21 protein-coding genes and 1 pseudogene are annotated in these 20,446 nt (G+C 68.9%); 12 read left to right on the top strand and 10 right to left on the bottom strand.

From position 1 onward, the window contains the following. Nucleotides 1-22 precede the first annotated feature (22 nt). The gene (locus tag DIZ27_RS12500; RefSeq protein WP_109378434.1) at nt 23-802 is read right to left on the bottom strand and encodes a tyrosine-protein phosphatase; all 780 of its coding nucleotides are present in this window, start codon (nt 800-802) and stop codon (nt 23-25) included. A gap of 125 nt (nt 803-927) precedes the next feature. Here DIZ27_RS12500 and DIZ27_RS12505 point away from each other — a divergent pair, with 125 nt between their 5' ends. The 6 genes from DIZ27_RS12505 (at nt 928) to DIZ27_RS12530 (ending at nt 4,858) form a co-directional block, all read left to right on the top strand. Beyond that, a complete protein-coding gene (locus DIZ27_RS12505) occupies nt 928-2,274 on the top strand; it encodes an SRPBCC family protein (protein WP_109378435.1) in 1,347 nt (448 codons plus the stop codon). Between the two features lie 2 nt (nt 2,275-2,276). Continuing rightward, nucleotides 2,277-2,489 (top strand): hypothetical protein, encoded by a 213-nt coding sequence (locus DIZ27_RS12510; RefSeq protein ID WP_109378436.1) that lies wholly within the window; start codon nt 2,277-2,279, stop codon nt 2,487-2,489. Nucleotides 2,490-2,614: 125 nt separating this feature from the next. Then, nucleotides 2,615-3,154, top strand: a complete 540-nt coding sequence (locus DIZ27_RS12515; protein ID WP_109378437.1) for an SDR family NAD(P)-dependent oxidoreductase — start codon at nt 2,615-2,617, stop codon at nt 3,152-3,154. A gap of 23 nt (nt 3,155-3,177) precedes the next feature. After that, on the top strand, nt 3,178-3,690 hold the full coding sequence (locus DIZ27_RS12520; RefSeq protein WP_109378467.1) for a nuclear transport factor 2 family protein: 513 nt from the start codon (nt 3,178-3,180) through the stop codon (nt 3,688-3,690). 28 nt (nt 3,691-3,718) lie between these two features. Next, entirely contained in the window at nt 3,719-4,351 is a 633-nt protein-coding gene (locus tag DIZ27_RS12525; RefSeq protein WP_109378438.1) for a cytochrome P450, read from the top strand. Between the two features lie 36 nt (nt 4,352-4,387). Then, a complete protein-coding gene (locus DIZ27_RS12530) occupies nt 4,388-4,858 on the top strand; it encodes a VOC family protein (protein ID WP_109378439.1) in 471 nt (156 codons plus the stop codon). Nucleotides 4,859-5,071: 213 nt separating this feature from the next. On the opposite strand, the gene DIZ27_RS12535 is transcribed toward DIZ27_RS12530, so the two are convergent. From DIZ27_RS12535 to DIZ27_RS12560, 6 genes are all read right to left on the bottom strand, one after another. Then, on the bottom strand, nt 5,072-6,376 hold the full coding sequence (locus tag DIZ27_RS12535) for a cytochrome P450 (protein WP_219933610.1): 1,305 nt from the start codon (nt 6,374-6,376) through the stop codon (nt 5,072-5,074). 27 nt (nt 6,377-6,403) lie between these two features. Beyond that, nucleotides 6,404-7,156 (bottom strand): SDR family NAD(P)-dependent oxidoreductase, encoded by a 753-nt coding sequence (locus tag DIZ27_RS12540; RefSeq protein ID WP_109378440.1) that lies wholly within the window; start codon nt 7,154-7,156, stop codon nt 6,404-6,406. 300 nt (nt 7,157-7,456) lie between these two features. Then, entirely contained in the window at nt 7,457-8,221 is a 765-nt protein-coding gene (locus DIZ27_RS12545; RefSeq protein WP_109378441.1) for an enoyl-CoA hydratase/isomerase family protein, read from the bottom strand. Further along, entirely contained in the window at nt 8,214-9,377 is a 1,164-nt protein-coding gene (locus DIZ27_RS12550) for an acyl-CoA dehydrogenase family protein (protein ID WP_219933611.1), read from the bottom strand. Before DIZ27_RS12550 ends, DIZ27_RS12545 begins: the two co-directional genes overlap by 8 nt. Further along, nucleotides 9,374-10,588 carry a MaoC family dehydratase N-terminal domain-containing protein gene (locus tag DIZ27_RS12555; protein WP_219933612.1) on the bottom strand — a complete coding sequence of 405 codons (1,215 nt, stop codon included), beginning with the start codon at nt 10,586-10,588 and terminating at the stop codon, nt 9,374-9,376. Before DIZ27_RS12555 ends, DIZ27_RS12550 begins: the two co-directional genes overlap by 4 nt. Beyond that, the gene (locus tag DIZ27_RS12560; protein WP_109378442.1) at nt 10,585-11,502 is read right to left on the bottom strand and encodes an SDR family oxidoreductase; all 918 of its coding nucleotides are present in this window, start codon (nt 11,500-11,502) and stop codon (nt 10,585-10,587) included. The genes DIZ27_RS12555 and DIZ27_RS12560 overlap by 4 nt, the downstream gene beginning before the upstream one ends. A 428-nt stretch (nt 11,503-11,930) precedes the next feature. Between DIZ27_RS12560 and DIZ27_RS12565 the strand changes: the two genes are divergently transcribed. Further along, on the top strand, nt 11,931-12,491 hold the full coding sequence (locus DIZ27_RS12565; protein ID WP_109378443.1) for a MarR family winged helix-turn-helix transcriptional regulator: 561 nt from the start codon (nt 11,931-11,933) through the stop codon (nt 12,489-12,491). Nucleotides 12,492-12,676: 185 nt separating this feature from the next. Here the strand turns inward: DIZ27_RS12565 and DIZ27_RS12570 are convergent, their stop codons facing one another. Further along, nucleotides 12,677-14,296 carry an AMP-binding protein gene (locus tag DIZ27_RS12570; RefSeq protein WP_375231962.1) on the bottom strand — a complete coding sequence of 540 codons (1,620 nt, stop codon included), beginning with the start codon at nt 14,294-14,296 and terminating at the stop codon, nt 12,677-12,679. After that, nucleotides 14,248-15,483, bottom strand: coding sequence for an acetyl-CoA C-acetyltransferase (locus tag DIZ27_RS12575; RefSeq protein ID WP_219933613.1), 1,236 nt, complete (start codon nt 15,481-15,483; stop codon nt 14,248-14,250). Before DIZ27_RS12575 ends, DIZ27_RS12570 begins: the two co-directional genes overlap by 49 nt. A 123-nt stretch (nt 15,484-15,606) precedes the next feature. Here DIZ27_RS12575 and DIZ27_RS12580 point away from each other — a divergent pair, with 123 nt between their 5' ends. Genes DIZ27_RS12580 through DIZ27_RS12595 form a run of 4 tightly spaced genes read left to right on the top strand, consistent with a single transcriptional unit; the run spans nt 15,607 to nt 19,327 of the window. After that, entirely contained in the window at nt 15,607-15,996 is a 390-nt protein-coding gene (locus tag DIZ27_RS12580) for a Zn-ribbon domain-containing OB-fold protein (RefSeq protein WP_109378446.1), read from the top strand. Further along, nucleotides 15,996-17,201 carry a thiolase family protein gene (locus tag DIZ27_RS12585; RefSeq protein ID WP_109378447.1) on the top strand — a complete coding sequence of 402 codons (1,206 nt, stop codon included), beginning with the start codon at nt 15,996-15,998 and terminating at the stop codon, nt 17,199-17,201. The genes DIZ27_RS12580 and DIZ27_RS12585 overlap by 1 nt, the downstream gene beginning before the upstream one ends. Beyond that, complete coding sequence (locus DIZ27_RS12590) at nt 17,201-18,364, top strand: acyl-CoA dehydrogenase family protein (protein WP_109378448.1); 1,164 nt, start codon at nt 17,201-17,203, stop codon at nt 18,362-18,364. Before DIZ27_RS12585 ends, DIZ27_RS12590 begins: the two co-directional genes overlap by 1 nt. A gap of 3 nt (nt 18,365-18,367) precedes the next feature. Then, nucleotides 18,368-19,327: an acyl-CoA dehydrogenase family protein gene (locus tag DIZ27_RS12595; RefSeq protein ID WP_109378449.1), complete on the top strand. Its 960-nt coding sequence runs from the start codon at nt 18,368-18,370 to the stop codon at nt 19,325-19,327. 63 nt (nt 19,328-19,390) lie between these two features. Here DIZ27_RS12595 and DIZ27_RS12600 read toward each other — a convergent pair whose 3' ends face one another. Further along, a complete protein-coding gene (locus DIZ27_RS12600) occupies nt 19,391-20,062 on the bottom strand; it encodes an LLM class flavin-dependent oxidoreductase (RefSeq protein WP_109378450.1) in 672 nt (223 codons plus the stop codon). Nucleotides 20,063-20,163: 101 nt separating this feature from the next. On the opposite strand from DIZ27_RS12600, the pseudogene DIZ27_RS12605 reads away from it, so the two are divergent. Continuing rightward, a pseudogene (locus DIZ27_RS12605) lies at nt 20,164-20,446 on the top strand (IS1380 family transposase); the annotation flags it as partial.

A 20,446-nucleotide genomic window follows, 5' to 3' on the forward strand; every position in this document is an offset into this window, starting at 1 on the left:
GGCAGGCGGCGCTCAGCCGGACTCAGTCTTCCAGCAGGTTCTGCCGTAGCACCGGGACCACGTCGGTGATCTGGACCTGCTCCGCGTAGCCCTCGATGCCGCCGTGCCTGTGCTGCACCCAGTCGAGGTAGTGGCCGATCGCCTCGGGCGGGGTGAGCACAATGGTCTCCTTGTCCAAGTGCCAGTCCTTCAGGGTTTCGGGAGGGTACGTGTCTTCCAGGTGGGCGAGCATCCGCCGCATGCCCTCGGCACTCATCGCGTAGTCTTCCAGGATTTCCTCGCGCCGCACCCCGAGAAGGCTCAGCAGAAGTGCCACCACGATGCCGGTCCGGTCCCGGCCCGAGGCGCAGTGGACGACCGTGCGCTCCGTTGCGGCGTCCGCGACGGAGCGCCACAACTCCGCGTGTGTGGCGAGGTTCTCCTCGTGCATCTCGCCGTACAGCTCAGCGGTGTTCTTCGGGTCGAGGTAGCGGTGGGCATGCTCGATCGACGGCACTTTCCTCCACAGCGGCCGGGAGAGCCGTCGTGCGCCGAGCTCGTCCCAGCGCCGCGTCCCGCGCTGCTCGATCTCAGCCGATGTGCGCAGGTCGATGACTGTCTTGATGCCGAGGGTGCCGAGCGCGGCCGCGTCCGCGTCAGTGGCGAAGTACGGGTCGTCGGACCGGTAAATCCGACCGGGGCGGAGTCGCTGGCCGCCAGAAGTACGCAATCCCCCGAGGTCGCGCACATTGAACATCTGCGCGAAAGGGATCGCGCGCTCAGCGCGCCCTCGGGCGGTCGTCAGTGTCGGGGTGTCGTCCACCCTCAGAGGCTATTGATCTCAGAGCAAATAGTCTAGTCTGCGACGAACACGCTTCCGGTGCAGTAACTCTAGGCATAGAGTATCTGTGCCGGATCCGGTACAGGGTGAGCAAGTGGAGGGGCGTAATGGGCGAGAGCCACGATGTGGGAGGGCGCCGGATCTCCTACCAGGACGTGCTGAGCCTGGACACCAAGGAGGTACCCGCGCACATCAGCCAGGAATCACGCGGGAACTTCGACTTCGACGAGGCTCCGATCGACATCTACATCTCGCGGGAGTGGCACGAACGCGAGAGGGAGAAGCTCTGGAAGAAAGTCTGGCAAGTCGCCTGCCGAGAGGAGCAGATCCCCGAGGTCGGTGACCACATCGTCTACGAGATCGCCGGCCTCTCCTACCTCGTCATCCGCAGCGCTCCGGACGAGATCCGCGCCTACCCCAACGCCTGCCTGCACCGCGGTCGGCAGCTGAAGGACTACGCCGGACGCTGTGCGGAGATCCGCTGCTCTTTCCACGCCATGACCTGGGACCTCAACGGCGATCTCAAGCGGATCCCGGCCCCCTGGGAGTTCGAGCACATCGATCCCGAGCAGTTCAAGCTTCCCGCCGTGAAGGTCGGGACCTGGGCCGGTTTCGTCTTCATCAACCCCGATCCGGACGCCGAGCCGCTCGAGTCCTTCCTCGGTGACCTGCCGCAGCACTTCGCCCAATGGGACCTCGAGAACCGTTACCTCGAGGTCCACGTCTCCAAGCTCCTGCGCTGTAACTGGAAGGTGGCGCAGGAGGCCTTCATGGAGTGCTGGCACGCTGCGGCCACCCACCCCCAGACGGTTCCGTACGCCGCCTTCGGCGTGTGCCAGGTGGACTGCTACGACAATTTCGCCCGCTTCATCACCCCGTCCGAGGTGGCGGGTCCGATGACGCCCTGGGAGCCCAGCGCCGAAGAGATGCTGCGGGCGACCCTGGACGTCCGCGAGGGCGAGCAACTCCCGGTCACCCTGGAACCGGGAGAGAGCGCACGCTCGTTCATCATCCGGAACACCCGCGAGAAGTGGCGTGCCTTCCTCGGGGACAAGATCGACGAGTGGGCGGACTGCGAGCTCGTCGACAACTTCACCTACACCGTCTTCCCCAACCTCATGCCGTGGGGCGGGGTGCACAAGATCTGCTACCGCTTCCGGCCCAACGGTGACGACCACCGCACCTGCATCATGGACGTCTTCTACATCTCCCCGTTCACCGGCGAACGTCCGGCGCCGGCCGAGGAGGTGAGGCTCGGTTTCGACGACCCGTTCAACAGTGTCCCCGCGCTCGGCATCGTCGGGAACATCCTCGATCAGGACTGCTTCAACATGGAGAAAGTGCAGTTCGGCCTCGAGACGACGAGCAAGAAGACGGTGACCTTCGCCTCCTACCAGGAGGACAACCTCAAATGGATGCAGCAGCTGCTGCGTCGTTACGTGGAGGCTGAGTGACCATGCACGGCGTCAGACATCCCTACACCAAGGACCTCTACGAGCTCGATGACCAGGGTCGGGTTCGAGTCACCAGCACGGACGGCGACCACCTGGGCTACTTCTCGTCCGACGGCCGGTGGCTGGCGGGCGACAAGTTCGACGCCGACCCGCACTTGTGCGGCTGGGTGAGCGCGCCGCGCAAACAGCACCGCATCAGTGCCGCGTCCCGCTGACACTCGGGCGGGTGAGCGCGCACCTCACACCCGCCCAAGTGCCACCAAAGATCCGGCGCACACCGAGGTGACGCACCACCGGCGGTGACGAAGGCTCCGCCTGGCCCTGCAGGAGGACGGAGTACGTGGCTCTCGAAACCGAAGAACAACCACCGGTCGCCCTCGTGACCGGTGCGGCCGGCGGAATCGGCTCAGCCGTGTGTACCGTCCTCGAACCGAACGGCTGGCTGGTGGTGGCGACGGACTTGGAAGCACCCGACCGTGCGCACGGGTCGACGGTGTGCCTGGCACACGACGTGACAAGTCCCGGCTCATGGTCCCGGGCGGTGGGTGCTGCGCTCGACCGTCACAGCCGTGTCGACGGTCTGGTCGACGTAGCCGGTATCGCGCGGCGCGGCATGGTCTGGGAGACCACCGATGAGGACTGGGACGCGGTTGTCTCCGTCAACCAGACCGGTGTGTTCCACGGGATCCGGGCGGTGTCCGGCACCATGCGGGAAGCGGGACGCGGATCCATCGTCGACATCTCGTCGAACGCCGGCCTCACCGCCTTCCCGCACGCGATCACGTATGTGGCCTCGAAGTTCGCGGTCACCGGGCTGACCAAGGCCGCTGCGCCGGTGGCGAGTTCGTCGCCGACGGCGGCCTGCCGCTACCGGGACTGACCCCAGGAGAAGGAATGAAGGCGATGGACACTGCCCACGAGACGTCCCTGGACGCCCTGCGCCGCGACGTGCAGTGGTTGAAGGACGTCGAGGAGATCAAGCGACTCAAGGCACGCTACTTCCGGTACGTCGACCTGCACTGGTGGCCCGAGCTGCGGAGCCTGTTCACCGACGACGCCGTGTTCGAGATCGGCGAGTCGTCCTCGGCCCCGAGGACGACGGAGGAGTTCGTCACATCGGTCGGCCGCCACCTCGGTGAGGCGATGAGTGTGCACCACGGACACATGCCCGAGATCGAGATCGTCGACGCCGGGACGGCCCACGGGATCTGGTCGATGTTCGATGTCGTCGAGCCGTCCCCGAGCAGTGGCTACCCGGTACTGACCGGCTACGGCCACTACACCGAGGACTACCGCAAGGTCGACGGCCAATGGCGCATCGCGCGCCTGCGGTTGACCCGGCTCAGGCGCTCGGTCGACGGCAACGTGATCGACGGGGCCCAGGTGAACGGCCGCCGAAAGTTCGCCGAACCGTGACGAGTTCTACGACTGCTTCACCGACAAGATGGAGAAGCGGCGCGTTCATCCCGCGGACGACCCTCTGACGGATCTCGTCGAGGCCGACCTCGAAGGCGAGCACCCCCTGACCGACGACGAGATCCTCCAGATGCTCGTGCAGTTCCTGGTCGCGGGGAACGAGACCACGACGAACCTCATCGGCAGCAGCGTCCTGCGGCTGCTCCAGGAGCCGGATCTCTTGTCCGAACTGCGCCGGGCCGTCTCGCGGGTTCCCACCTTCGTGGAAGAGGTACTGCGTCTGGAGGCACCGACCCAGGGGATGTTCCGTACGGCCACCCGCGACTGCACGATCGGCGGCCAGGCCATCACGGCCGGATCCATGATCTATCTGATCTACGGATCCGCGAACCGTGACGCAGAGGTGTTCACGCACAGCGACGACATCGTGCCCGACAAGCCGGTGGCACACCATCTGGCGTTCGGGCGCGGGGAACACGTCTGCCTGGGCGCCCATCTCGCCCGGCGCGAGGCCACGATCGCGGTGGAGACGCTGCTGCGGCGGCTGGACACCCTGTCGTCGGCTGCCCCGGGGACGGAGCCGGACTACAACTCGAGCTTCATTCTCCGCGGACCGCGCTCCCTCCCGGTCCACTTCACCATCACACCGGTCACCGACTGACCGGCCGCTCCCTCCACGCACCGACGAAAGGCACCCATGCTGCTGCAGCCGTACCACGCCGGGATCATCGTCCGCGACATCTCCCGGGCCATCGACGACCTGAGCACGAGGCTGGGGTACACGTTCAACGCACCGACCACGATCGTGATACCAAAGGTCGAGGACCGTGTCGCCGGCTCCACCGGTGCGGTCGAACTGGTCGCCACCTACTCCCGGGAGGGACCCTTCCGGCTCGAGGTCATCCAGGGCCAGGGCGAGGGCGTCTACTCCGCCCGGCTTTCGGGGCTGCACCACCTGGGAGTCTGGGAAAGCGATCCCGAAGCCCGCTTGAGGCAGCTGGAGGCAGACGGTGAACAGGTCGATGCCGTCATCCGCAGAGCGGACGGCACGATCTCCGCCTTCTACGCGAGCGCTCCACGTCTCGGCGGCACCCGCATCGAGTATGTGAACGACGACCGGCGCCCCCAACTCGAAGAGTGGTTCGCCACGGGGATCATGCCGCGGTAGCTGCCGTCCGGCGCTGTGTTCCGGCGCCGGACCCGGCACCGTGTCCGGCCACCGCCCGGCCGGCCCGGGGGTTGTGACGTCCCGGCCGGATCCGACAGACCTTGCTGCGGGCCCAAGGCCGGCGGCGTGGCACGGCTCCGCCGGGGCGCATCCCGCGTCCAAGCGGCGGAGCCGAGTCCCTCGGGCCCGTGACGATCCCGGTGCCGGCCGGCGTCAGCTCCGCCGGGTGAAGGTCACGGGCAGGGCAAGCGGCCCTCGCAGGGCGAAGCTCCGCATGTACGGCGTGGGCCCCGGGCCCGCGTGGGCCAGTCCCTCGACGCGTTGGAGCAACGTGGTGATCGCGATGGCGGACTCCCGGCGGGCGAGGTTCGAGCCGAGGCAGACGTGCTCCCCCCGCCCGAAGGCGAGGTGGTGGCTCCGGGAACCGTCCAGCCGGATCTCTTCCGGCTCGGGGAAGGCGGCTTCGTCCCGGTTGCCGGAGGAGTACATCAGATACAGCATGTCCCCGTCCCGGATCTGCTGGCCCCCCAGTTCCACGTCGGCCATCGCGAGCCGGAAGAGCCCCTGGGCGGGCGCCTCGAGCCGGAGCGTCTCCTCCACCACGACGGGTACCCGCGACAGGTCGGACCGGACCGAGGCCATCAGGTCCGGGGAGTCGACGAGACGCTTGACCGTGCTCCCGATCAGGTTCGTGGTGGTCTCGTTTCCTGCGACGAGGAACTGAACCAGCATCTGCAGGATCTCGTGCTCGCTGAGCGACTCCTCGCCACTCATACGGGCCTGGAGGAGATCGGTGAGCAGGTCGTCCTGCGGCTCGCGGCGGCGCTTGCCGAGCTCGGCAGTGAAGTAGTCGTAGAACTCGTCCACGTCCGCGAAGAGCTCGATCAGCTCCTCCCGGGGAAGATCGAGCGCGCCGACGCCCTTGGTGAAGGCGATCGTCCACTTCTTGAAGGTCGGCATCAGCTCATGCGGGACCCCGAGGATGCGGGCGATGACCGTCATCGGCAGCGGCATGGCGAAGTCCCGCATGATGTCGACGGGACCGCCCTCGGGGAAGGCGTCGATCAAGGAGTCGACGATGGCCTGGAACTCCGGTTCCATCTCCTTGACCCGTCGAGGGGTGAAGGCCATGGCGACCAGGCCCCGCTGCCTCTTGTGCAGGGGAGGATCAGCGGTGAGCAGTACGCTCGACTTACTGAGTTCCACCCGTCGCGCCGCCTGCCGGCGAGTCTCCTCCGGGAAGTCCGGGTCGTCGGCGATCTTCTCCGCGAGCCCGGTGACCGAGCTGCGACCGCTCGCAAAGCGGCTCGAGAAGGTGACGGGGTCCTTGAGAACCTCCCGGATGTCGTCGTACCGGCTGACCATCCAGGCGCCGAGTGCGTCGCTCCACACCACCGGGTGGTCTTGTCGCAGGTGTGCGAACGCGGCGAACGGACAGCGGATCGCCTCGTCGTCACGACGGAGGACGGCATTGATCGGAAAGTCCGGCATCACGGTGTCACGTGTCGCGGAGTCCATACTCAGTCCCATCTGTATCGGCGGGTACTAGCCCCGCTGGGCCGCCTGGAGGAAGGGGATGGTGGCCTCGGTGAGCCCGCCATCGACGTAGATGACCTGACCGGTGACGTAGCGTGCGGCGTCACCGATGAGGAACGGCACCACGTCCGCGATGTCATCGGGCCGGGCGCGGCGGCCGAGCGGCACGAGGTCGTTGAAGCGGGACTCGCGCTGCGGGTCCGCACTGACGGACGCCGTGCCTTCCGTCTCCACCCCGCCCGGACCGATCGCGTTGAACCGGACACCGCTCGAGGCGAGCTCCACCGCGCACAGCTTGGTGAGCGACAGCAGGGCGGCCTTGGACGGCGAATAGGCCGCCGTACCCGGGACGGGAATCTTCGCGGCCATCGACACTATGTTGACCACCGCTCCCCGTGCCGCGCTGAGCTGGGGCAGGAAAGCCTGGGTCAAAAGGAGGGGTCCGAGCACGTTGACGTCCATGACCCTGCGGAACTCCTCGGGGTCGACGGTGGCGATCGGCGACGGCGGGAAGATGCCGGCGTTGTTGACCAGTGCGGTCAGTTCGGGAAGGGAGGCGGCCAACCGGCGCACAGCCTCAACGTCGGTCACGTCGCACTGAGCGGCGATACCACCGATCTCCGCAGCGACTTGCTCGGCAGCCGCGCCATCCCGGTCGACCACGACTGCGGTGTAGCCCTCGCGGGCGAGCCGCACCGCGATCGCGCGGCCGATGCCTCGGCCGGCTCCGGTGATGAGGGCGGTGGGGCGTGAGTCAGACATCCTTGTCCTTCTGCGTCGGGCGCCGACGTGCATGGGCGCGGGGTGGTCGTGCGGGATCCGCTGCTGGCCGGTCCAGCTCCCTGGACGGCGACCTCCCGAACGGAACGACGAGCGCGGCCGGCGGTCGCCGGGGCCGGCATCCCTCCGGCCGGCCCTGTGGCGGTGACGGGACGGCCCCGGTTGCCGGGAGCACGGCGTCGGTCTCGGCGTCGTGGGGAATGCGGTACTGCTGTTCGGGACGTCACGCCTCCTGCCGCTGGCGGGGCCCGGCTGTGCCGGAGCCCGTCACCGGCCCTTTCCTCATCCGTCGCGGAAGCGGGGTGGCCTGCGCTCCCGGAACGCCCGGCCTGCCTCCTTCGCCTCTGCGGTGCCGAACGCGACCGTCTGGTTGAGGGCCTCGGCGTCGACTGCCCGTCGGAACGCGGTCTCGAAGGACGCGTTCAGCGCGGACTTCATCATCGACAGTGCGAGCGTGGGACCGTCCGCGAGCCGCTGCGCCCACTGCGCGACGAAGGCGTCCAACTCGGCGTTGGGCAGCACCCGGTTGACCAGGCCGATCCGCTCGGCCTCGACAGCGGGCACCTGCTCGCCGAAGAACACCAGCTCCTTGGCCTTGGCGATGCCCACGAGCCGGGGCAGCGACCAGGACGCGCCGCCGTCGAGGGCGATGCCGCGCTGCGCGAAGATCTCCCCGAACACGGCATCCTCCCCCGCCACCACCAGGTCGCAGCAGAACGCGAGGTTGCAGCCGAAGCCCATCGCGGGCCCCGCCACCTTGGCGATGGTCGGCCGCGGGATGTCGTGCAGCAGCGTGCAGAGCTGCCCCACCCGGTTCATGAAGGTCAGGACGTCGGGCAGCAGCGGCTCGGACAGGTCCATGCCGGAACAGAATGAGCCCTCGGCACCGGTGAGGACGATCGCCCGGTCGTCGGGCGTGCGGGCGACGTCCTCAAGGGCCCGGATCAGCTCCTCGACCAACGACCCGGTGATGGCGTTGCGCCGGTGCGGACGGTTGAGCGTGATCGTGACCACCGCGTCGGCGCGGTCCACCAGCACATCAGCCACAGCGGCCCTTTCCAAGTCCCGCGCAGGCGGCGAACCGGTCCCGGTGCTGGTCCGGTGTGCCGAGGAACAACTCCGAGGACTTCGCCCGCCGGTAGTACAGGTGGGCGTCGTGCTCCCAGGTGAACCCGATACCGCCGTAGACGTGCAGTGTCTCCTCCGCCGTATGCATGAACGCGTCCGCGCACATGGCCTTGGCGAGACTTGCGGCCGTGGCCAGGCGGTGGGCCGTGTCCGCGTTCGGGCCGGCCAGGTACTCGTCGGCGACGGCGACTGCGGCATACGCGGCGGAGCGCGCCATCTCCACTTTCAGCAGCACATCCACCAGAGTGTGCTTGATGGCCTGGAAACTGCCGATCGGACGGGCGAACTGGACCCGCTGCTTGGCGTACTCGACCGCGTTGTCCAGGCAGTGCTGGGCGCTGCCGACCTGCTCGACGGCGAGCAGCACCAGGGCGAGGTCCAGCGCGGTCCGCAGGCTCGTCCCGGCATCCTCGTCGGAGCCGATGAGCCGGGCGGGCGTCGCGTTCAGGGTGACGGTGCCGAGGCGGCGGGTCAGGTCCAGCACCGTCGACGCATCCTGCTGAAGCCCGTCGACGCCGCGCTCGACGACGAACAGGCGCAGAATCCCGTCCGTACGGGCGGACACCAGCAGCACCTCGGCGGTGTCCCCGTCCACGACGAAGGACTTGCGCCCGGACAACCGCCAGCCGTCCCCGGTCCGCTCGGCCTGCATCACGGCCGCATCGACCTCCCAGGATCCGTCGTCCTCGCAGAAGGCGAGGGTGGCGGTCGTCTCTCCCTCGGCGATCCGGGCCAGCAGCTCGCGGGCGAGACCGTCCTCGGCGTTGACCAGCAGCGCGGTCGTCGCGAGCGCCACCGTGGAGAAGAACGGCACGGGAGTCAGGCTGCGGCCCAACTCCTCGGTCACCACCGCGAGGTCGGCGAACCGGCCCCCCGCACCGTCGCACTCCTCCGGTACGATCAGGCCGGCCACACCGATCTCGGCAGCGAGCGACCGCCACAGCTCGGAGTCGAAGGGCTGGGTCACGCCCGGCTCGCCGGACAGGTGCGGCCGTGGCCCGGAACCGCGCTCCAGGCAGCGCCGCACCGCCTGGCGCAGGTTCTGCTGGTCCTCGGTGAGCAGGGCGGCCGTCACGACGCACCCCTGGCCCTGCGCGCGGCGGGCGTCGGCCCGTTCTCCCGGCTCGGCAGCGCCACCACGGCGGTGCCCGGCATGACGTCGTCCCCGCGCTGGTTGCGGGCGAAGGTCTGCACCTGCACGACGTGCTCGCCGTCCGCGTCCACCTCCTTGCCGGTCACCACACCACCGAGCTCGATGACATCGGAGAGATGGACGAAACCGCGGTACTGCGAGGCGAGGTGCTTGACCCAGCCCGCGTCGCCGATCCAGTGCGTCATCAGCTGGATCTGCCAGCACTGGCGCTGGAAGCCCACGTCGTACGGGTACGCGACCCCCATCGCGTGAGCGGCGGCCTCGTTGTAGTGCACCGCGTAGATCGGCTCCTGGGCGCTGGTGGACGGATCACGGAAAGCCCACGCCGGGTGGGTCGCATAGTCGCTGAGGGAGGCGGCGTGCGCCTTCAGCCGCGGGATCGGCGTACCGCCGCCGGCGATGAACGCCACCTCGTCGGTCAGCCCGATCGGCCCCTTGGTCAACGACGCGACGGGGTCACCGACAGCCACCTCCTCCCACCACAGGACCTCCTCGCCGCGCGGCTTCTCCGCCAGCACCCGCGCTTCGATCTCCGCCACCTCGTCCGGCATCCATGGATGCGGGATCTCCAGCGGCTTACGCGAAGTCTTGGTGCTGCGTGCCGTGGCGCGTTCATAGTTGACGACCTGCCAGCGGATCTCGGCGACCGTCTCGCCGCGCTGGTTGCGGTAGGTGTTGGTGAAGTGGTCGGTCACCATCCGGCCGGCGAACTTCGAGGGCCTGGGGCCGGTGAATCCGTCATAGCGACAGGTGGCGGTGATCTTGTCGTTCCAGTAGATCGGAGCGAGCAGGTCCATGTCGGTGGCCGAGTGGAACGACCCCAGACCGGGCCAGCCGAACTGGATTCCCGAGAAGCATCCGATCACAAAGGACGGTGGCGCCACGGGGGCTCCGTAGTCCGACCGCGTGCCGCGCTCGGCGTCGGTCCACAGCGGGTTGATGTCGCCGACGCCACCGGCGAACTTGGCGACCGCGATCCGCGTCGCTTCCTCGTTGTTGATCGAATGGCCGATCCGGAGATCGACACCGATCTTCGCCCGCATCGACTCCATCATGGCGTTGTCGATGACGGCTTCCGCCATCCGGGCCTCAGCGGCCCGTGCCCTGGTTCCCTCGGCTGCCTCGGTGCTCACTTGCCCCCCTTGTCCGGGTTGGCGGTCCACTTCTCGCCCTGCGGAATCCCCGCCTCGGCCACCGCCTTGTCCAGATCGGCGACGGTCCACCGTCCCTCGGTCTGCAGCTTCCACTCCCGGTCGCGCTCCCAGGGCTTGACCCGCTGCACCCGGCTGCCTCCGACGACGAAGACCTCTCCAGTGATCCCGCACGTCGGCCCCGCCAGGTAGGCGACGAACGGAGAGACGTTCGCCGGGTCCCAGCGGTCGAATCCGCCGTCCTTGGCCGCCAGCGCGTCGCCGAAGGCACTCTCGGTGAGCCGGGTGCGGGCCTGCGGCAGGATGGCGTTGACCCGCACGCCGTAGCGGGCGAGTTCCTTTGACGCGACCTGCGTGAGAGACGCGACGGCGGCCTTGGCGGCGGCGTAGTTGGCCTGTCCCGGATTGCCGAAGACACCGGACTCGCTGGAAGTGTTGATCACCGAGGCCTGGACCTGCTCACCCGCCTTGCTGCGCGCCCGCCAGTGGTTGCCGGCGGCCCGGGTGACCAGGAATGTACCGCGCAGGTTGACCCGGACGACCAGGTCCCAGTCGTCGTCAGTGAGGTTGACCAGGACCCGGTCCCGCAGGATGCCGGCGTTGTTGACCACGATGTCCAGCCGTCCGAACTCCCGGACCGCCGTGCGGATGATGTTCTCGGCCCCGGAGGCGTCCGCGACGTCGTCGGCGTTCGCCACGGCCTCGCCGCCTGCGGCCTTGATCTCGGCGACCACCTGCTCGGCGAGCGTGTTCTCAGATCCGGTGCCGTCCTGGGCGCCGCCCAGGTCGTTGACCACGACCTTGGCGCCCTCCGCCGCGAGCAGCAAGGCGTGCTCCCGGCCGATGCCCCGGCCGGCGCCCGTCACAACGGCCACCAGTTGGCCCAGACTCCCCATGCGAACTCCTCGTTGATTCTCACGTCATCGCTCGCGTCCTCTGCGTCAGGACGCACCGCCGCGACTGCCTGGCTCTGACACGTTCGACCAGCCGCCATCGGCCTGGGACCGCTGCCGGGCCAACCGCATCCGACGGCTCCGGCTCTCGACTGTTCGCCGCAACCTTAGTCGCGCATTATATAGTTGTCCACTAGAGTTTTTGCCGTATCACCCATGAGCGGAAGCAGCCGGTCTGGAATGCCGCGCAGGCGCAGCACACAAACCCGACAACGACGTTCCGGCGCTCCGGGCCCCAGCGATCGACACGGGACAGCGGAATGCCGGAAGAGTCTTCGTCCTATGTCAGCGGTGAGCGATGTCTCGGTCTAGACTATTGACCGAATGACCTAACCCAGACCGTTCAACGCTCAAAAACGACGGGAGCAGAAATGCCAGCGCGTGCCAAGAACACGCCAGCACAGAGTTCAGCCGCCGGGACCGATCCAATCGACTGGGCCCGGCACTTCTGGCGGCGCCACGGCCTCGGCGACGACGAAGACGCGTTCATCGCGATGAGCTCGGTGCTCCGCTTCCACCGCCTGATGGTCGACACCGTCGACACCGAACTCAAGCGACACGACCTCAACCTCACCGACTACATGCTGCTCATGACCCTCCAACTCAGCGAGACGGGCACCCGTCTGGTCAGCCAGCTTGCGCGCAGTCTGATGGTGCACCCCACCACCGCCACCCTGGCGACCGACCGCATGGAGGCCCGCAAGCTCATCAAGCGCAAGCCCCACCCCACAGACCGCCGCGCCACGCTGATCCACATCACCGACAGCGGGCGCACTCTCGTCAACGAGGCCACCGAATCCCTGCGTGCCGTCGGCTTCGGGTTCGCCCACGATGTCCACGACGACCAGCGGGAACTCATCGACGTCCTGGCCCGTCTGCGTCTCGCCGCCGGCGACACCGACACTCCCACTCGGGCGGCACGGACCACATAACGCCATGCCGCCCGAGCGCGGCGGGTTCCGGTAGGAGCGCGCACCGTGCAAGGCCCTCGAACGGTCCGCCCGGAGCCGAGCGGGTACTCCACGCAGCACGGCCGGGACTGACGGATCGCCTCGCTTCTCCTGGACAGGGACGGCTCCTTCCGGCCTCTGACCGATCCCCCCGCGGCTCGGGCATCTCAACAGCGGGCCTGGCTCAGCATGCGCTTGTAGAGCTTGCCGTTCTCGCCCCGGGGCAGGGTGCGCACGAACTCGATCGACCGCGGGCACCCCGGGCGCGGCAGGCCGGCCCGGGCGAGCGCCAGCAGCGCCTCGCCGAGCTCGGGACCCGCCACCGTGCCGGGGGCGGGCACGACGAGCGCGTGCACGCGCTGTCCGAGGTCGTCGTCGGGTACGCCGATCACTGCGACATCGGCCACGGCGGGATGCCCGGCCAGGAGGTCCTCGGCCTGCTGCGGGTGCACGTTGACCCCGCCGGAGATGATGACGTGGTCGCGCCGTCCTACGAGGTACAGGAAGCCGTCACCGTCGAGCCGGCCCAAGTCGCCCACAGTGGACCAGCCCCGCTTGTTGCGCGCCGCGCGGTTCTTGGCCTCGTCACCGTGGTAGCGGAACGACTGGGTTCCCTCGAACCAGATCTGCCCGACGTCGCCGACCGGCAGGTCCGGGCCGTCGCTGTCGTCCGGATCGAGGATGTGGACCCTCCCGACGAGCGCCCGGCCGACCGAACCCGGCCGCTCGAGCGCGTCGGAGGGCCCGATGTGGCAGTTCCCGTAACTCTCCGACGCCCCGTAGAGCTCGTGCAGCACCGGTCCCCACCACTCCATGATTCGGTGCTTCAGCTCGGCGGGGCATGGCGCGGCCCCGGTGATGGCCACTCGAAGTGACGACAGGTCGGCCGCGACCCTGACCGGCGCGGGCAGTCGCAGCATCCGGGTCAGCATCGTCGGAACGAACTGAGCATGCGTCACCCTGTACCGTTCGATCGCGGCGAGTGCTCCCTCGGCGTCGAAGGACTCCTGGCACACCACGGTGCCACCGAGCTGCAGGATGGCGAGCACGAAGCGGAACGGGGCCGTGTGGTAGGTCGGTGCGGGCGACAGGTAGACGGTGTCGGCTGTGAAGCCGAACAGGTCCGTGTAACCGCCCAGGTGTGGGGGTGCTTCGCCGGGGTGGAGGTCCGGGCGGGAGTGCCGGATGCCCTTGGGCCGGCCGGTGGTGCCGGAGCTGAACATCATTCGGCTGCCCAGCCGCTCGCCGGGCACGGGGGTGCCCGAGTAGCGGTCGAGGGTCACGGCGTAGTCGTCGAAGCCGGGTGCCCCGCCGATGCACAACCGGAGCGGGATCTTCGGCAACCGGTCGAGAGCGGCGCGCACCGTGCCGGCGTGGGCCGAGGTGGTGATCACCGCCCGGACCGCGCTGTCGGTCAGCACGTCGGCCAGCACGTCCGCGCCGAGGTGCCGCTGGATCGGAGCGATGCACAACCCCGACCGCTGAGTGGCCCAGATCAACTCAGCCCATTCGAGACGGTTCTCGGCGACCACGGCCACGGTGTCGTCGACAGCCAGGCCGGCCTCACGCAAAGCGCGGGCCATTTGGTTCGAGCGCCGATCGAGCTCGGCGTGGGTGATCATCGCGCCGGACCCGGCCATGATCATGGCCGGATGGTCCGGTCGCGTCCGAGCGTGCCGGCCGGGGTACACGTCGACAACCTCGCTTCGTTCGTCTCCGCCGTGGGACGCTGTCCGGGTCAGATCCGCTCGATGATGGTGGCCGTGCCCATGCCGCCGCCGGTACACATGGTCACCAGCGCGGTGTTCAGGTCGCGGCGCTCCAGTTCGTCGAGTGCCGTCTGCAGCAGCATCGGTCCGGTACCGCCGATGGGGTGGCCCAGGGCGATCGCGCCGCCGTTGACGTTGACCTTGTCCTCGTCGATGCCGAGATCGCGGATGACCTTGAGCGGGACCCCGGCGAACGCCTCGTTGATTTCCCACAGGTCGATGTCTGCGACCGTCATGCCTACCTGCCGCAAAGCCGCCCGCGACGCCGGAGTCGGCGCCGTCAGCATGATGACCGGCTCCGCGCCGGCGACCGCCGCGGCGCGGATCCGGGCCCGCGGACGCAGGCCGTGTGCTCGCGCGTAGTCCGGAGACGCCAGCATCAGCGCGCCGGCGCCGTCGACCACGCCGGAGGAATTGCCGGCGTGGTGCACGTGCGAGACCTCTTTGACCTCGGGGTAGACCTGGCTGCACATCTGGTCCCAGGAGAGTCCGTCAGGCTCTCGCACCTTCATGCCGGCCCGGGCGAACGCCGGCTCCAGGGCACCGAGGGCCTCCAGCGTGGTCTGTGGACGGGGGTGCTCGTCGTGATCGAGCAGGACCTGCCCGTCCGGGTCCCGGACCGGGACGATGCTCCGCGCGAAGCGGTCCTCGGCGACCGCCTTGGCCGCCCGCTCCTGACTGCGCAGCGCGAAGGCGTCGACGTCAGCTCGGGTGAACCCCTCGATCGTGGCGATGAGATCGGCAGAGATGCCCTGGGGGACGAGGGGGAACTTGGCCCGCAGTGCCTGGTTGCCGCCGTCGAGGACGGGGCCGCCGCTGCGCGGCCGGTAGCGGGACATCGACTCGACTCCGCCGGCCACCACGAGGCGCTGCCATCCGGCCGCGATGCCCGCGGCACCGAAGGTGACCGCCTGCTGGCCGGAACCGCAGAATCGGTTGAGGCTCACGCCGGGGACGCTGACCGGCCAGCCGGCCGCCAGGACGGCAAGGCGAGCGATGTCGTCGCCGTGGTCGTCGCGCTGGTCGCCGTTGCCGATGACCACGTCGTCGACGTCGGCCGGGTCGATGCCGGTGCGCTCGGCGAGCGCATCCAGAACTTGGGCCAGCAGTTCCTGTGGGTGCACCCCGTGCAGAGCACCGAAGGGCCTGCCCTTTCCTCGTGGGGTGCGCACCCCGTCGATGATCCACGCTTCGGACACGGACACTCCTCACGCCGTCGTTCGCTTCACGAATAAACTCTAGTCATCTATCATCCATTCGTCGAGTGTTTCGGTCCCGACGTGGCCGTGCCTCGCGTCCACCCACCCCTGCAGATCGGACGGGCAAGGATGCCGAATCAGATCCCCGTCGTCGACTACCTCGAACTCGGCGACCGGCCCCACCTGCGGGCCCATGCATGCACCGTGTGCGAGGCCCTCTACTTCGACCGCCGAAACGCATGCGCGAAGTGCTTCGGCACCGAGTTCACCGCCAAGCCGCTGGCGAACGAGGGCCATCTGCGTGCCTTCACCTTCGTGCACCGAGTGAAGAAGCCCTACGCCTCGGCGGTCGTCGCCCTCGACGGCGGAGGCGTCGTCAAGGCGAACCTGCTGGGTGTCGACGCCCCCGAGAAGATCGCACCCCGGATGCCCGTGGTCCTGGAGACCTTCGTCGCGGGCACCGACGATGACGGCACCGAGGCGATCGCCTTCGGTTACCGACCGCGAGGAGAGAACTGATGAGCAGCGGCGACGTGTGGATCATCGGCGCATCGATGACGCCCTTCGGGCGCTTCGCCGACAAGGACCTCATCGACCTGGCCTCCGATGCCGCGCTCGGCGCGCTGGCCGACGCGGGTGCGAGCATGTCCGACATCGGACTGCTCGCCATGGGCAACGTCTACGAGGCCAACTCGCACAACGGGCAGCGGCTGCAGAAGCAGATCGGCCAAACCGGCATCCCGGTCTACAACGTGGTCAACGCATGCGCCACCGGCGCGACCGCGGTCCGCGTCGTGCTCATGTCCATCGCTGCCGGTGAATGCGACACCGGCCTCGCCGTCGGCGTGGAGAAGATGGGCAAGATGGGCATGATCGGCGGGGCTGCCAAGCCCCGCGCGGAGAAGAAGGTCTACGAGCCCAAGGGCCGTTACGGATCGGTCCTGAAGACCGAGGGCGTGCTGGGCACCGGGCTCATGCCGGGCGTGTTCGCCCAGGCCGGCATGGAGTACGCACTCGCTCACGGCGTGACCGCCACCCAGTTCGCCAAGGTCGCGCAGAAGAACCACGCGCACTCGGTGCTCAACCCGCTCGCCCAGTACCGCAAGGAGTTCTCCCTGGAGGAGATCGTCTCCGCCGAAATGATCTCCTACCCGAACACGCTGCCGATGTGCTGCCCGACCGGTGACGGCGGCGCAGCGGTGGTCCTGGTCTCCGACGCCAAGCTGAAGACCCTCGACCCCGACGTGCGCCGGCGCGCCATCAAGATTTCGGCGTCGGTGCTGACCTCGGACCCCTGGACCGAGTCCGACCAGGTGCAGCCCGATGTCAACACGCTGACCCGGCTGGCCGCCGACGCTGCCTACGAGAAGGCAGGCATCGGCCCCGACGACCTCGACCTAGTCGAGCTGCACGACTGCTTCGCAACCGCGGAACTGCTCCACTACGACAACCTGCGGCTGTGCGAGCCCGGTGGCGCGGGCGACTTCATCGACTCCGGAGCCCCCTGGCGCGACGGCAAAATCCCCGTCAACGTATCCGGCGGCCTGCTCTCAAAGGGGCACCCCCTCGGCGCGACCGGGGTGGCCAACCTTTTCGAGGTCGTCACCCACCTGCGCGGCGAGGCCGGCGCCCGGCAGGTCGAGGGCGCCCGCGTGGGGCTCACCCACGTCATCGGGTTGGCCTCGGCGTGCGCGGTGCACATCCTGGAAGCGGCGGCCCGCTGATGGCCGCCCCTTCCTCGGTGAACGTGGCGGCGACGGGCGAACTCACGGTCCCGGACGTCCGCGAGCGCTTCGGCCGCTGGCTTGGCGAGCATGCCGACACCCTCGCCCCCTTCACCGAGCTGCCGACCGACGTCGAGGGGGTGTTCGCCACCCTCTCCCGGCTGCAGCGCCTGCTGTACGAAGCCGGGTGGATCCGGCTCGGCTGGCCCGAGGAACTCGGCGGGCTGGGCGGAACGGTAGCGCTGCGCGGAGTGGTCAGCGAAGAGTTGGCCGCCGCCGGATACCCACCGCCGTTCTCCTTCGGCACGCAGGAGGTGCTCGGCCCGGCCGTCGCCCGTTTCGCTCCGCCGGAACTGAGCAGCCAGGCGCTGCCCCGACTGCTGCGCGGCGAGGAGACCTGGTGCCAGGGCTTCTCGGAGCCGGGCGCGGGCAGCGACCTGGGGTCACTGCGGATGCGCGCGGTCGACGAGGGCGATCACTGGCGGGTCAACGGCGAGAAGGTATGGACCAGCTGGGCCCAGTATGCCGACCGGTGCCTGCTGCTCACCCGCACCGGAACCCCGGAGTCGGCGCACCGCGGCATCACCGCGCTGTTCGTCGACATGGACACCCCGGGTATCACCGTGCGCCCGCTGGTCGCGATGACCGGCGAAGCCGACTTCTGCAGCCTGTTCTTCGATGACGTGATGGTGCCAAAGGACCGGACCGTCGGCGAGGTCGACGGCGGCTGGGCGGTGGCGATGTTCATCCTCAGCTGCGAGCGCGGGGTCGCCGCTTGGCAGCGGCAGGCCTGGATGCGCTGGCGGCTCGGGACGCTGGTCGCCGACGCGCCCGAGCTGAGCGACGCCAGGACGGGTGAGGCCTTCGAACTGGTCCACGCGCTGCGGCTGCTGTCCCGACGGACCCTGCGGTCCCTGTCGGACGGTGAGCCGCTGGGCGTGCGGCCCTCGTTCGACAAGCTACTCATGTCCACCGCGGAGAAATACCTGTTCGACGCAGCCCTGGAGGCGATGCCGGACACACTGCTGTTCGGTGACGACGATCCGGCCCGGGACTGGCGCAACGACTACCTGTACTCGCGCGCCTCGTCCATCTACGGCGGCGCCGCGGAGATCCAGCGCAACATCATCGCCGAGCACGTCCTCGGCCTGCCGAGGGAGTGAGACATGGACGACGACGACCGACGGCTGCTGATCGACAGCCTGTCCCAGGCGGTCGCCGCAGCGGGCCCCGGGGGCCTGCACGACGCCGTGACCGAGTTCGGCTGGCATGAGCTGCTGGCTGAGGAACCCGCAGTGGCGGTCTCCAGCCTCGCGGCCCTGCAGGGCGAGCACCTCACCGACACATCCCTGCTCGACGACGTGGTACTGGCCGCAGCCGGAATCGACGGCCCGGCCCGGGTGGTCTACCCCGACCTGCCCGGCAGCGAGCCCAGCGCGCGGGTCGAGAAGGCGGCGCTCTCGATCACGGGGGTCGTGGCGTCAGGTGACGGAGACCGGTTCGTCGTCCCCGCACTGCGCGGCGACGAGATCGTGATCGTCGTGGTGACCGGCGCCCTGGACGACCCGAAAGCCGCCACGAGCGGGCTGGACCCCGACTCCGGCTGGCATCGGGTGGAAGCCGAGCTCGATCTCTCCGGGGCCGACGTGGTCGTCGGCGAGGACGCCGCCGCACGCTGGCAGGCGATGCGTTCGGCAGGTCACCGTGCACTCGCCCACGAGCTCACCGCGATCGGCCGGCGCATGCTCGTCGCCGCGGTCGACCATGTGGGCACCCGGGAGCAGTTCGGACACAAGCTGGGCAGCTTCCAGGCCGTCAAGCACGCGCTCGCCGACGTGCGGGTGTGGCAGGAGTGCGCCGGCCTCGCCGCCGACGCGGCGTGGGAGGACGGCCTGCCGGAGTCCGCGCAACTGGCCAAGATCCTGGCCGGGCGCTTCGTACGCACCGCAGCCGCCAACTGTCAGCAGGTGCTCGGCGGCATGGGCTTCACCTGGGAGCACGAGTTCCACCGCTACCTCCGCCGTGCCCTGGTGCTCGAACCGCTGCTCGGATCCGCGGCACACCTGCGCACCGGCCTCGGCGCCCGGCTGCGCGCCGGTGGCGTGCCACGACTCGCGCCGCTGTGACGGACGCTTCCCATGAACGACTGTGCCGGGTCTGAGGACCCGGCACAGTCGTTCTCCCATACCTCAACCCGTACACCGGCTGCGGACGGGACGGCCTTGGAGTCTCCTTCCGGCCAGGTGCTCGCGTGCGAAACGCCGCATACCCTCAAGGGCATCGCGGGAGCGCTGCCACGGAGCGACGAGCACCCGGTCCACGCCACTCGCCCGCCAGCCCGCCACGTCCACCAGCGGCCCGGGCGGAGCGGCGACCGTCGTTGTCAGCCGGCGCTCCGCGCCTGCGGCTTTCGTCAACTCCTCCAATCGGGCCAGGACCGATGCCACCGACTCCGGAGTGTGGTGCATGCCGATCCAGCCTTCCCCGGACCGGACCGCCCGACGCAGTGCCGCGTCGGATTCCCCGCCCACATGCACGGGGAGCCGTTTCTGCACCGGTTTGGGTTCGAACGCCACCGGAGGGAATGCGAAGAGCTTGCCGTGGTGCTCGACGACGGGCTCCTCCCAGAGTCGGCGGCACACCTCCAGCGTCTCGTCGAGACGGCGTCCCCGCCCACTGAACTCGACCCCTGCCGCAGCCCACTCCTCGGGCATCCAGCCCGCGCCGACGCCGAGCTCGACACGGCCACCGGACACCACGTCCAGTGTCGCGACCGCGCGGGCCCCGATGAAGGGGTGCCTAAGCCTCGATCCACCGGGTGATGGTTCGTCCAGTGCCTGGACATGAAAGTGGAGATGCACTCTGACCTGGGAAAATAGGAGTTCTCTAGGCTTCTACTCAACCAGTTCGGAGGTGCATCTCCGGGATGCATTCTTCCACGCCGCCACGTGCGGTGTCCGCTGTGTTCGATGACCCGAACCTGGTTGCGCATGCCGGGCTGGTTCCGGTGATGCGGCTGGCCGAACGGTGTGGGCTGTCGGACCTGGTGACGCAGAAGGTGAAGCTGACCGGGACGACGAACGGCGCGGGGGCTGCGGCGGACTCCAAGGTCAGCAGCATCGTGGCCGGCATGGCGGCGGGCGCGGACAGCATCGACGACCTCCGCGTGCTGCGGCACGGGGCTATGCCGACGCTGTTCGGCGAGATTCGCGCCCCGTCCTCGCTCGGCATCTTGCTTCGCGCGT

This window comes from Streptomyces sp. NWU339 (assembly GCF_003143855.1).
GTDB lineage: Bacteria > Actinomycetota > Actinomycetes > Streptomycetales > Streptomycetaceae > Streptomyces.